The organism is Streptomyces sp. TLI_171 (assembly GCF_003610255.1).
Taxonomy (GTDB): domain Bacteria; phylum Actinomycetota; class Actinomycetes; order Streptomycetales; family Streptomycetaceae; genus Kitasatospora.
On record NZ_RAPS01000001.1, the window covers coordinates 3,948,597 to 3,960,963 of the forward strand.

10 protein-coding genes are annotated in these 12,367 nt (G+C 74.2%); 6 read left to right on the forward strand and 4 right to left on the reverse strand.

Annotated features, from left to right (window positions below):
* Nucleotides 1–40: 40 nt before the first annotated feature.
* The 6 genes from murJ to trxA all read left to right on the forward strand — a co-directional run bounded on the left by murJ (nt 41) and on the right by trxA (nt 8,307).
* Entirely contained in the window at nt 41–2,389 is a 2,349-nt protein-coding gene (murJ, locus tag BX266_RS18090) for a murein biosynthesis integral membrane protein MurJ (RefSeq protein ID WP_099901119.1), read from the forward strand.
* Between the two features lie 286 nt (nt 2,390–2,675).
* On the forward strand, nt 2,676–4,895 hold the full coding sequence (locus BX266_RS40880; RefSeq protein WP_099901121.1) for a protein kinase family protein: 2,220 nt from the start codon (nt 2,676–2,678) through the stop codon (nt 4,893–4,895).
* Between the two features lie 92 nt (nt 4,896–4,987).
* Entirely contained in the window at nt 4,988–5,791 is an 804-nt protein-coding gene (gene sigM, locus BX266_RS18100) for an RNA polymerase sigma factor SigM (RefSeq protein ID WP_099901123.1), read from the forward strand.
* Entirely contained in the window at nt 5,788–6,732 is a 945-nt protein-coding gene (locus tag BX266_RS18105; RefSeq protein ID WP_099901125.1) for a zf-HC2 domain-containing protein, read from the forward strand. Before sigM ends, BX266_RS18105 begins: the two co-directional genes overlap by 4 nt.
* A 153-nt stretch (nt 6,733–6,885) precedes the next feature.
* Complete coding sequence (trxB, locus tag BX266_RS18110) at nt 6,886–7,854, forward strand: thioredoxin-disulfide reductase (protein WP_099901127.1); 969 nt, start codon at nt 6,886–6,888, stop codon at nt 7,852–7,854.
* Nucleotides 7,855–7,980: 126 nt separating this feature from the next.
* Nucleotides 7,981–8,307: a thioredoxin gene (gene trxA, locus BX266_RS18115; RefSeq protein ID WP_099901129.1), complete on the forward strand. Its 327-nt coding sequence runs from the start codon at nt 7,981–7,983 to the stop codon at nt 8,305–8,307.
* Between the two features lie 166 nt (nt 8,308–8,473).
* Here the strand turns inward: trxA and BX266_RS18120 are convergent, their stop codons facing one another.
* The 4 genes from BX266_RS18120 to rsmG form a co-directional block, all read right to left on the reverse strand.
* Nucleotides 8,474–9,091 (reverse strand): GNAT family N-acetyltransferase, encoded by a 618-nt coding sequence (locus tag BX266_RS18120; protein WP_099901131.1) that lies wholly within the window; start codon nt 9,089–9,091, stop codon nt 8,474–8,476.
* Between the two features lie 121 nt (nt 9,092–9,212).
* Complete coding sequence (locus BX266_RS18125) at nt 9,213–10,289, reverse strand: ParB/RepB/Spo0J family partition protein (RefSeq protein WP_099901133.1); 1,077 nt, start codon at nt 10,287–10,289, stop codon at nt 9,213–9,215.
* Nucleotides 10,286–11,278, reverse strand: coding sequence for a ParA family protein (locus tag BX266_RS18130; RefSeq protein WP_099901135.1), 993 nt, complete (start codon nt 11,276–11,278; stop codon nt 10,286–10,288). The genes BX266_RS18125 and BX266_RS18130 overlap by 4 nt, the downstream gene beginning before the upstream one ends.
* Nucleotides 11,279–11,553: 275 nt before the next feature.
* The gene (gene rsmG / locus BX266_RS18135) at nt 11,554–12,330 is read right to left on the reverse strand and encodes a 16S rRNA (guanine(527)-N(7))-methyltransferase RsmG (protein ID WP_099901137.1); all 777 of its coding nucleotides are present in this window, start codon (nt 12,328–12,330) and stop codon (nt 11,554–11,556) included.
* Nucleotides 12,331–12,367 lie beyond the last annotated feature (37 nt).

Sequence of the window (12,367 nt, forward strand, 5' to 3'; positions counted from 1 at the left end):
CCCCCGGGCGTCCACCCCCTCTCTGACGTGGATTGGTGGCATGAACGAGCGGAGCGAGCGAGCAACACAGGACCAGGCCGGCCGGCCCCAGGATCGCGCGGGCGGCCCCCGGTCCGCCGCCGCCCCCGCGGACCCCACCGCCGACTGGTACGTCGCCGACACCTACGCCCGTGACCCGTACGCCGCCGAGGCGTACGGCAGCGCGGACCCGTACGGCGCTGTCGACCTGCCGGGCGCCGGCCCCGACGAGACCGACACGCCGGAGGGCTCGGCGGCGGTGCCGGGCCAGCCGAACCGCGAACCCGACGCCACCGTGCAGCTGACCGCCCCGGCCCCGCGCTGGGCGTCGATCGCCGCCGAGGTCGCCGCCGAGGCCGACGGGACCGTCGAGGCCGAGGACGGTGCCGAGGACGGTCCACAGGCCCCCGACGGGCACGAGGACCGGGACGAGCGGGACGGCGAGTACGTCGGCGTGGACGCCCTGCTGTCGGAGGCACCCGAGCCGGCCGCCGAGGAGCCCGAGCCGGAGCCCGCGCCGGACTGGCGGCGCGAGGCGCAGGGCCCGCACCCGTACGTGCCGCCGATCGAGTTCGACCCGCCGCTGTCCGAGGAGGAGGCGGTGATGCAGGCCAACGCCGCGGTGCTGGAGGCCGACGCCGCCGCCGCGCCGCCCGCCGCACCGACCACGGCCGCCGCGCCCACCGCCTTCCCGGTGCCCGGGGCGCCGTCCGGCGGAGGCGGTGCGGGCAAGGTCGCGGGCCTGCTCAACTCCAGCGCCGTCATGGCCGCCGGCACCCTGGTCTCCCGCGGCACCGGATTCCTGCGCACCATGGTGATCGCCGCCGCGATCGGCGTGGCCTCGATGGGCGACTCGTACAACGCCGCCAACACCCTGCCCACCCTGCTGTACATCCTGATCGGCGGCGGCGCGCTGAACGCGGTGTTCGTGCCGCAGCTGGTGCGCAGCATGAAGAACGACGAGGACGGCGGCACCGCCTACGCCAACCGGCTGCTCACCCTGGTGGTGACCGGCCTGGCGGGCGTGGTGTTCGTCGCCGTGCTGGCGGCGCCGGTGCTGGTGCAGCTGATCTCGCACGCGCTGATGCGCGATCAGGCGAGCGCCGACACCACGGTGGCGCTGGCCCGGTACTGCCTGCCGACCATCTTCTTCATGGGCGTGCACGTGGTGATGGGTCAGATCCTGAACGCCCGCGGCCGGTTCGGCGCGATGATGTGGACGCCCGTCCTGAACAACGTCGTGGTGATCTTCACCTTCGCGATGTACATCGGGGTGTACGGCACCTTCCAGCACAGCGAGGTCACCCCGGAGACCGTCTCCCCCGAGGGCGTCCGGCTGCTCGGCATCGGCACCATGCTCGGCCTGGCCGTGCAGGCGCTGTCGATGATCCCGTACCTGCGGGCGGCGGGCTTCAGGTTCCGGCCCCGGTTCGACTGGCGCGGCCACGGCCTGGGCAAGGCCGCCCGGCTGGCCAAGTGGACCTTCCTGTTCGTGCTGGCCAACCAGGCGGGCTTCCTGGTGGTCACCCAGCTGGCCACCTCGGCCGGCCGGGCCGCCGAGGGCGACGGCTACCTGGGCGTCGGCCTCGCCGCGTACTCCAACGCGCTGCTGATCTGGCAGCTGCCGATGGCGGTGATCACCGTCTCGGTGATGAGCGCGGTGCTCCCCCGGCTGTCCCGGGCGGCCGCCGACCACGATGCCGGCGCGGTCCGCGACGACCTCTCCTACGGCCTGCGCACCTCCGCGGTGGCCATCGTCCCGGCCGCGTTCCTGTTCCTGTCGCTGGGCCCGGTGATCGGCTCCTCGATCTACGGCCTGGGCAACGGCGGCGCGGTCGCCCACGGCACCACCGCGGTCGGCTACATGCTCTCCGCGTTCGCCCTCGGCCTGATCCCGTACTCCGTGCAGTACGTGCTGCTGCGCGGCTTCTACGCCTACGAGGACACCAGGACCCCGTTCTCCAACACCGTCTGGGTGGCGCTCACCCAGGCCGGCACCGCGGTGCTGTGCTGGCTCGTGCTGCCCGCGCAGTGGGCGGTCACCGGCATGGCGCTCGGCTACGGCCTGTCCTACGCGGTCGGCGTGTTCGTCGCCCTGCCCAAGCTGAAGGCCAAGGTCGGCGGCCTGGACACCGCCCGGATCACCAAGACCTACGTCCGGCTGGCGATCGCCTCGCTGCCCGCCGCGGTGGTCGGCCTGGGCCTGGAGGTGCTCGCCCTGCAGGTGCTGGACGGGTGGATCGGCAACGTCCTGACCCTGCTGGTGGCGGCCGGGGCGCAGCTCGCGGTGTTCCTGGTGATGGCCCGCAAGATGCGGATCGAGGAGCTCAACGCCCTCACCGGAATGGTCCGAAGGAGGCTCGGCCGCTGAGTCGACCACGGCCCCCCGGTTGACGCCGCGTCAATCCGGTGACGCCGATCCGTCGGACCCTCAGTCCGCTTTCCATGGGCCGGAGTCGGGATGAGCCCCCGATTCCGGCCCATTCGTCCGCCGTTCCACCGGATGTGGGTAATCGGGCAACCTCCCGGCACTCTCAGAGGTCGTACGAAGAGCCCCGAAGTGGGCACAATTGACCTTGCACGGCCGACCACTCCGGCAGCGGGGCGTCGACCGTCCCGGGATGAACCGGGGCGACACAAGGGGAGGCAGGACCACGGTGGCTGACGGCACCAAGGCGATCGTCGACACGTCCGGGACGGACGGGGCGGCGACCGAGGCCGAGCCCGGAACTCCGGAGCGCGAGGCCGGCTCCGACCGCGGCCGGGGCGCCACGGGTTCTGCGAACGGCGCATCGCCCGGCTCCGCGAACGGAGCGGCGAACGGCACGGCGAAGGACGCGGCGAAGGCCACGGCCAAGAGCACAACGAAGGACGCCGCGAAGGACGCGGCGAAGGCCACGACCAGGAGCACGACGAAGGCGGGCGCGAACGGCACGGGCAAGGGCACCGCCGCGAAGACCCCCGTCACCAAGTCCGCCGCGGCGAAGGGCGGCCGGCCGAGGCCGACCCCCGAAGCGGCTCCCGAGGCGGCTGCCGCGCCGACCGGCGGCCCCGCCGACGCTCCCGGCGCCGCCGCCCCGGAGGCGGCCCCGCAGGCCGCTGCAGAGGCCCCGCAGGCGTCCTCCGGGGCGAGCCTGCCCCCCGAAGCCACCGCCCCGCTCTCGGCCCAGGAGATCGACGCCGAACTCGCCGCCAAGGGCGCCCGCCCCGACCGCCCCTCGCGCACCCGCGGGGTGCGCCGTCCGCTGCCGCCGATGGAACCCGCCGAACCCGCCCCCGCCACCAGCACCGAGACCCTCGACGCCGACACCGGCACCCTGCCCGCCGTGCTGCCCGCCCCGCAGCGGCACAGCGGTGACAAGATCGGCGGCCGCTACCGGCTGGAGGAGTGCATCTCCGAGTCGGAGACCTTCACCAGCTGGCGCGCCGTCGACGAGAAGCTCCGCCGCGCCGTCGGCGTCCACCTGCTGGCGGCCGGCCACCGCCGCGCCAAGTCGGTGCTCACCTCCGCGCGCAGCGCCGCCCTGCTCGGCGACCCACGCTTCGTCCAGGTGCTGGACGCGGTCCAGGAGGGCGAGCTGGTCTACGTCATCCGCGAGTGGCTGCCCGGCGCCCGCGACCTCGGCGAGCTGCTGGCGAGCGGCCCGATGGAGCCCTTCGACGCCTACCAGATGGTCCGTCAGGTCACCGACGCGATCGCCGCAGCCCACGAGCGCGGCCAGGCGCACCTGCGGCTCACCCCCAAGTGCGTGCTGCGCACCGACGGCGGCCAGTACCGGATCAACGGCATCGCGGTCGACGCCGCGCTGCGCGGACTGCCCACCGAGGACGCCGAACTGACCGACGTCCGAGCGATCGGCGCACTGCTGTACGCGGCCCTCACCCACCGCTGGCCGTACCCCGAGGACCGGTACGACCTCCAGGGGCTGCCCAAGGACCTGGGCTGCGTACCGCCGGACCAGGTGCGGGCCGGCGTCCACAAGGGGCTCGCGGAGCTCGCCGCGCGCGTCCTGTGCGACCAGCCGCCGCACCACAAGGAGCCGATCACCAGCCCCGCCGAACTGGCCGCGGCGATCGCCGGGATGCCCAAGGTCCGGCCGCCCGAGCAGCCGGCCCCGCCGGCGCTGCGCGCGCTGCCCGCGGCCCGCCCGCGCTACGCCTCCGGCGCGCCCACCCAGGTGCTCCCGCCGGTGGCGGACCCCGCGCCCGCACAGCCGCCCACCGGCCCCAGGCCCGCCCCGCGCCGCCGCCGCGGCCTGCGCCGAGTGGCCCGGTGGACCGCCTCGCTGGTGGCGCTGTCCGCCGTCACGGTCGGCTCCTGGCAGCTGGTGGAGTACGTCAACGAGCAGGGGAAGGCGAGCAGCAGCCGCACCGAGCCCGCGCCCACCCCGTCGGCCTCCGGGCCCGCGCCCACCGGCCAGAAGCTCACCCTCGCCGGGATCAGCCCGTTCAACGCCTACGGCGACACCAAGGACGAGCACGGCGTCGAGATCCCGAACGCCACCGACGGGAACCCCGCCACCGCCTGGACCACCCAGCGCTACAACGACCAGTTCGGCGCCTGGCGGGCCGGCACCGGCCTGCTGATCGACCTCGGGTCGGCCCGTCAGGTCGGTTCGGTGGAGGTCCAGTTCCTCGGTGACACCAAGGTCGAGCTGAAGGCCGCCCCGGCCGGCGCCGGCAGCGCCCCGTCCGACGACGACAGCGGCTTCCGCGCCCTCGGCCCCTCGATCGCCACCGGCTCCGGCTCCAAGGTCACCCTGAAGCCGAGCACCCCGGTCACCACCCGGTACCTGGTGCTCTGGCTCACCGGCCTGCCCACCGCCGACGAAGGCGGCTTCCGCGGCAAGGTCGCCGAGATCCAGGTCCACGGCTGACCGGGCGTCAACCCCTTGATCCGCTCCCCCGCATCCCCAACGATGTGACCGTGGCCGTCCGAGCGGACGGCCGGAGCGCGAGGAGGGGGCGGATGGCCGAGGAGCCCACCGACGCCGAACTGCTCGCCCGTCACACGGCGGGCGACCCGGACGCTTTCGGGCTGCTGGTGCACCGGCACCGCGACCGCCTGTGGGCCGTCGCGGTGCGCACCCTCGGCGACCGCGAGGAGGCCGCCGACGCGCTCCAGGACGCCCTGGTCTCCGCGTTCCGCGCGGCCGCCGGGTTCCAGAACCGCTCCGCGGTCACCACCTGGCTGCACCGGATCGTGGTGAACGCCTGCCTCGACCGGGCCCGGCGCCGCGCCGTCCGCCGGGCCGAGTCGCTCGACCGGGACCCGGCCCCGCTGGACAGCGCGCTCGGCACCAGCGAGGGCGCCGAGAGCCACGCGGTGCGCGCCGAGACCCGCCGCGAGGTGGCCGAGGCGCTCGCCCTGCTGCCCGCCGAACAGCGCGCCGCACTGGTGCTGGTCGACCTGCAGGGCTACCCGGTCGCCGAGGCGGCCGAGGTGCTCGGCGTCGCGGTCGGCACCGTGAAGAGCCGCTGCGCCCGCGGCCGGGCCCGGCTGCTGCCGTTGCTGCGCCACCTCGGTCCGGCCGGTGTTCCACGTGAAACACCCGCCCCCTCCGACCCGGGACCGGCGTCCGCCCGAAGCGATGTTCCACGTGGAACGCGCGCCCCGGCCGGCTCCGGACCGGTCCCCCGCCCCGGCGATGTTCCACGTGGAACCGGGCCGAGCGCCCCGCCCGGGCCGCGGGACGGGAACCCGAACCGGACCGCCCCCGTCACACCCTCGGACTCCGCACCCGCCCTGGAAGGAGATGCGACCCCGCGATGACGCCGCACCCGCCTTCCGACCACCCCGACCTGGACGCGCTCGCCGACCTCGCCGAGGAGCTGCTGCCGCCCGAGCAGGCCGAACCGCTGCACCGGCACCTGGCCGGCTGCCCCGCCTGCGCCGAGGACTACGCCGCGCTGCGCGGCCTGCCCGAGCTGCTGGCCGCCGCCCCCGCCCCGCCGCTGCCGCAGGAGGTCGCCGACCGCCTCACCGCAGCCCTCGCCGCCGAGTCCGCCGCCCGCGCCGAGGCCCGCCCCGACGTGCCGCCCGCCGACCGTCCGCAGGTCGCTCCGGGAGCGCCCACCGGCCCGTCCCGCAGCGGTGCACCGGCGGGCTCCCCCGGCGCAGCCACCGGCCCCGGACGTCCCGCCCGCCGTCGGCGGCGCGGCGCCCTCCTCCTGCTCGCCGGCGGGGCTGCCGCCCTCGTCGCGGCCGTCGGCGGCGTTCTGCTCAGCCTCGGGGACCGTCACCACGCCGACGTCACGGCCTCCTCCGCCCAGGACGCCAGGGCCACGCACCAGGCGCTCAGCGGCGGAACCCCCGCCGCGGGCGGCACCGGTGGCCCGCACGCCCAGCCGAACGCGGGTGCCGCCGAGTCCTCCGGCACGCAGAGCGGGTCCGGCAGCGGCGACGCCGGCGGGCCCGACTTCACGGCCGATCAACTCCCGGCGCAGATCGACCGGTTGCTGGGTTCCACGGGCGCCCCGCAGCTCGGCCCCGCCACCGCTGCCGCCCCGGTCGTTCCTGCCTGCCTGACGGCGGCCGCCGGGCACCCCGGCGAGGCCCCGCTGGCCGCCGGTACCGGCCGCTACGCGGGCCGGCCGGTGGTGGCGCTGGTCTACCGCCCGGCGGGCGACGGCGGCCCGCTGGAGGTCTACCTGGCCACCCCGGACTGCCCGGGTTCGACGATCCTGCTGCACAGCACCGTCGCGGCCCCCTGATTCCTCATCGCTCCGGGCCTCCAGCGCCCGGAGTGCGGGCGGTTGGTGCGGTCGGGCCTGGGAATGCGGGAGACTGGTGAGTCGTTGTCCGGGGCGGCGGAGCAGACCGCCCTCCCCCGCGCGAGCGGGACGCCAGGCGAACCAGGAGATGCAGTGAGCGACGTCCGTAACGTGATCATCATCGGTTCCGGCCCGTCCGGATACACCGCTGCGCTTTACACCGCGCGTGCTTCCCTCCAGCCGCTGGTGTTCGAGGGCGCGGTCACGGCCGGCGGCGCGCTGATGAACACCACCGAGGTGGAGAACTTCCCGGGCTTCCGCGACGGCATCATGGGCCCCGAGCTGATGGACAACATGCGCGCCCAGGCCGAGCGCTTCGGCGCCGAGCTGGTGCCGGACGACATCGTCGCGGTCGACCTGACCGGCGAGATCAAGACCGTCACCGACTCCGAGGGCAAGGTGCACCGCGCCCGCGCCGTGATCGTCACCACCGGCTCGCAGCACCGCAAGCTCGACCTCCCGAACGAGGACAAGCTCTCCGGCCGCGGCGTCTCCTGGTGCGCGACCTGCGACGGCTTCTTCTTCCGCGACCAGGACATCGCGGTGGTCGGCGGCGGCGACACCGCCCTGGAGGAGGCCACCTTCCTGTCCCGCTTCGCCCGCAGCGTGACGGTCGTGCACCGCCGCAACACCCTGCGCGCGTCCAAGGCGATGCAGGAGCGCGCCTTCGCCGACCCGAAGATCTCCTTCGCCTGGGACAGCGCGGTCGAGGAGATCCACGGCGACCCGAAGCTGACCGGCCTGACCCTGCGCGACACCAACACCGGGGACCTGCGCGAGCTGCCGGTCACCGGCCTGTTCATCGCGATCGGCCACGACCCGCGCACCGAGCTCTTCAAGGGCCAGCTCGACCTGGACGCCGAGGGCTACCTCAAGGTCGAGGCCCCCTCCACCCGCACCAACGTCCCGGGCGTGTTCGCCGCCGGCGACGTGGTCGACCACACCTACCGCCAGGCGATCACCGCGGCCGGCACCGGCTGCTCCGCCGCGCTGGACGCCGAGCGCTACCTCGCCGCGCTGACGGACGCCAACGAGGCCGAGACCGCCGCCGTCGCGGTCTGACGCACCACCACCCGGGCCGAGCAGCCCTCAGGACGGGGGCGGTCCCGTTCGGACCACACCAGAAACAGAACCGCCCCCGCCGTTGTTATCCCTGACGCATCTCTCCTCCGACCCCAAGGAGTCCCCGTGGCCGGCGCCACCAAGGAAGTTACCGACGCCACCTTCGATGCCGAGGTGCTCAAGAGCGACAAGCCCGTCCTGGTCGACTTCTGGGCCACCTGGTGCGGCCCGTGCCGCCAGGTCGCCCCGGTCCTCGAGGACATCGCGGCCGAGCACAGCGACAAGCTGACCATCGTGAAGCTCGACGTGGACGCCAACCAGGAGACCGCCGCGGCGTACAACGTGATCTCCATCCCGACGCTGAACGTCTACAAGGACGGCGAGCTGGTGAAGACCATCACCGGCGCCCGCCCGAAGGCCGCGCTGCTGCGCGAGCTGGCCGAGTACCTGTAGCCGTTCGTCGCCGAGGCGGCCCCGCGGGAACCCCCGCTCGGGCCGCCTCGGCGTTTCCGGACGCCTTCCGAGGCTTCGTCAGGAAGCCCTGAGAGCAGCGGGGCACTCGGCCGGGCCGTTCCGGTCCGAGCGGAGAATCGCTCTCACAGAACGTCCCTGGGGCGGCTCAGAACGGCCGCAGCACCGGTTCCTTGCGCCGGCCGCCGAGCAACCGCTCCAACGCGCCCTCCATGTCGCCCTTCCAGGAGAGCGTGGTGCGCGCCTCCAGCCGCAGCCGCGGGAACCGGTGGTGCGGACGGACGGTCTTGAAGCCGACCGCGAGCAGGTGCTCGGCGGGCAGCACGCAGCTCGGGATCTCCCGCCCCTGGGCGCCGAACGCCTCGATCGCCCGGGAGCCCCGCCGGATCAGGTCCTTGGCCACCGACTGCACCAGCACCCTTCCCAGGCCCTGCCCCTGAAACCCCGGCAGCACCCGGGAGACCATCAGCTGCACCGCGTCCGGCGAGATCGGGCTGGTCGGGAAGGACTGCCCGCGCGGCACGTAGGCCGGCGGTGCGTACAGCACGAACCCGGCCGGGCGGTCGTCCACGTAGGCGACCCGCCCGCAGGACCCCCACTCCAGCAGCACCGCGGAGATCCAGCCCTCCTTCTCCAACTCCCCCTTGCCGGCCTCCTGGGCGTCCCGCCCGCTGACCGGGTCGAGCTCCCAGAAGACGCAGGAGCGGCAGGTGTTCGGCAGATCCGCGAGGTTGTCCAGCGTCAGCGGAACGACCCTCCGTCCCACGCCCGCACCTCCTCCTCCACACGGCAAGCGGCCCTGGACTCCAGTCTGCTCCGCCCAGCGAAACGGGTGCACGTTTCACGTGAAACATGCACCCGTTGTTCGCCGTTCGAGACCTTCGGCGTCAGGACAGCCGCAGTCCCTGCTCACCCGGTGCCAGGCTGTCCAGGATCCGGTTCAGGTCCTCGACCGAGCCGAACTCCAGCACCACCTTGCCCTTGCCCAGCCGGCCGTCACGCTGCTGCGCGACCTCCACCTTGACCCGGGTCTCGAAGCGGTCGGAGAGCCGCCCGGCCAGTTCGTCGAACGCCGGGGAGTTCAGCCGGCCGGCCCGCGGGGTGGCCTTCTTCGCCTTCGGCTTCTCGCCGGACATCAGCTTGGCGATCTCCTCGGTGGCCCGCACCGTCAGCTGCTCGGCCACCACCCGGTCGGCCAGGCGCTCCTGGCGCTCGGCGTCCGGCACCATCAGGATCGCCTTGGCACAGCCGGCGCTGAGCGTCCCCGCCGCCACCTTCAGCTGTACCGAGACCGGCAGCTTCATCAGCCGCAGGGTGTTGGACACGTGCGGGCGGGACTTGCCGACCCGGTCCGCCAACTGGTCGTGCGTGCAGCCGAAGTCGCGCAGCAGCTGGTCGTAGGCGGCGGCCTCCTCCAGGGCGTTCAGCTCGGCCCGGTGCAGGTTCTCCAGCAGCGCGTCCAGCAGCAGCTTGTCGTCCTCGGTGGCCCGGACGATCGCCGGGATCGCCTCCAGCCCGGCCTCCCGGGAGGCCCGCCAACGGCGCTCACCCATGATCAGCTCGTAGCGGTCCGGGCCGGTCTGACGGACCACCACGGGCTGCAGCAGGCCGACCTCCTTGATGGAGGCGACCAGTTCGGCGAGCTTCTCCTCGTCGAACACCTCGCGCGGCTGGCGCGGGTTGGGGCTGATCGAGTCCAGCGGCAGCTCGGCGAACCGGGCGCCGTTCACCGGGGCCAGCGCCGACTCCAGCACGCTGCGCCGCTGGTCACCGGCCAGCTCCCGCAGGCTCTCGGCGGCGGCCTTGGCGGCCACCGTGCCACGGTCGGTCGGCACCGCGGGAGCCGCCGCGACCGGCGGGGCCTCGACCGGCGCGGGCGCCGCTCCGCCGGCGGCCGCAGCCGGCTGGGCCGCCGGGATCAGCGCCCCCAGACCCTTGCCCAGACCCCTGCGCATGCCACTCACCGGTTGCCCTCCATCGAACTGTGCTGTGCCGTCGGCGCGGACGACTCCTCGCCGTTGCGCGGCGGCACGACCGCCGCCGCACCCGCCCGGTGCCGCCCCTCGCCGACCTTGACGACCGCCCGCAGCGCCACCTCGCGCGCCGCCTCCAGGTAGGAGAGCGCACCGCTGGAATTGGGATCGTAGGTCAGCACGGTCTGCCCGTAGCTGGGGGCCTCCGAGATGCGCACCGAACGCGGGATGGCGGTGGCCAGCACCTCGTTCTCGAAGTGGGTCCGCACCTCCTCGGCGACCTGCGAGGCCAGCCTGGTCCGGGCGTCGTACATGGTGAGCAGGATGGTCGACACGTGCAGCGCCGGGTTCAGGTGCGCCCGCACCAGCTCCACGTTGCGCAGCAGCTGACCGAGGCCCTCCAGCGCGTAGTACTCGCACTGGATCGGGATCAGCACCTCCTGGCCGGCCACCAGGGCGTTGACGGTCAGCAGGCCGAGCGAGGGCGGGCAGTCGATCAGCACGTAGTCCAGCGGCTGCTCGTAGGCCGCGATGGCGCGCTGCAGGCGGCTCTCCCGGGCGACCAGCGAGACCAGCTCGATCTCGGCGCCGGCCAGGTCGATGGTGGCGGGGCAGCAGAACAGGCCCTCCACGTCGACCACCGGCTGCACCACGTCGGCCAGCGGCTTGCCCTCGACCAGCACGTCGTAGATCGACGGCACCTCGGCGTGGTGGTCGATGCCCAGCGCGGTCGAGGCATTGCCCTGCGGGTCGAGGTCGATGACCAGCACCCGCAGGCCGTGCATGGCGAGCGAGGCGGCCAGGTTGACGGTGGTGGTGGTCTTCCCCACCCCGCCCTTCTGGTTGGCGACCACCATCACCCGGGTCGCGGCGGGTCGGGGAAGCCCCTCCCCGGCACGCGCGACGACCTGGACGGCGGCGTGCGCGGCACGTGCGACGGGGGTCTCATCCACCTGATCGACGATCTCCGACTCCTGCATGGGGGTCAGTGTTTCACGTGAAACCGGGGCCGCGACAGTCACCTCCGGGTGACGGTCTCGCGTCCGATTCAGTCCTTGATCAAGTACGCCGGTAAGCAGGAAGCGACGTTTCACGTGAAACACGATGCCCGGAATGTCACGATCCGACGGCCCGACACTCCGGCCGCGGGCCAGCGAACAGCGAACAGCGACCTGTCCCCGGAAGGACGGACGGGGGGCGGACGGTCGACCGACCGTCCGCCCCCCGTCCGGGAACCCTCCAGGATCGGCGCGGCTCAGCGCCGCCCGCGACCGCCGGCCCGCCGGCCCGCGCCCTCGCCGCCCTTGCCACCGCGCCCGGCCCGGGCCGCCTTGGCCCGCCGGGTGGCGGCCCGCACCCCGCCGGGGCTCTCCCCCGCCTCCACCCGGACCACCCGGGTCGGTGTCTCCAGCACGCCCTCGCCGACCCCGATCACCGACCACTTCACCGCGCCCAGCCGGGTCAGCGCCGCCCGCGACTCGGTCAGCTCCTGCTCGGCGGTGTCGCCCTTCAGCGCCAGCATCTGCCCGTACGGCCGCAGCAACGGCATGCCCCAGCCCGCCAGCCGGTCCAGCGGCGCCACCGCGCGGGCCGTCACCACGTCCACCGCCAGCTTGCCGACCGTCTCCTCGGCCCGGCCGCGCAGCACGGTGACGTTGTCCAGGCCGAGCTCGCGGACCACCTCCTCCAGGAAGGTGGTCCGGCGCAGCAGCGGCTCCAGCAGCGTCACCGAGACGTCCGGCCGGGCCAACGCCACCGGGATGCCGGGCAGCCCGGCCCCCGAGCCGACGTCGCACAGCGAGACCTCGGCGGGCAGCAGCTCGGCCAGCACCGCGCAGTTGAGCACGTGCCGGTCCCACAGCCGGGGCACCTCGCGCGGGCCGATCAGCCCGCGCTGCACCCCGGCGGTCGCCAGCAGCTCGGTGTACCGCACGGCCAGCGGCAGTCGATCGCCGAAGATCCGTCCCGCTGCCTCCGGAGCCTCCGTCGGCCCCTCCAGCGACGCCTCGGACGCCGTGCCGTCCCTGTCCATCTCTGCCTCTCCGCTCACCGTCGTGTCCACCCGCCGT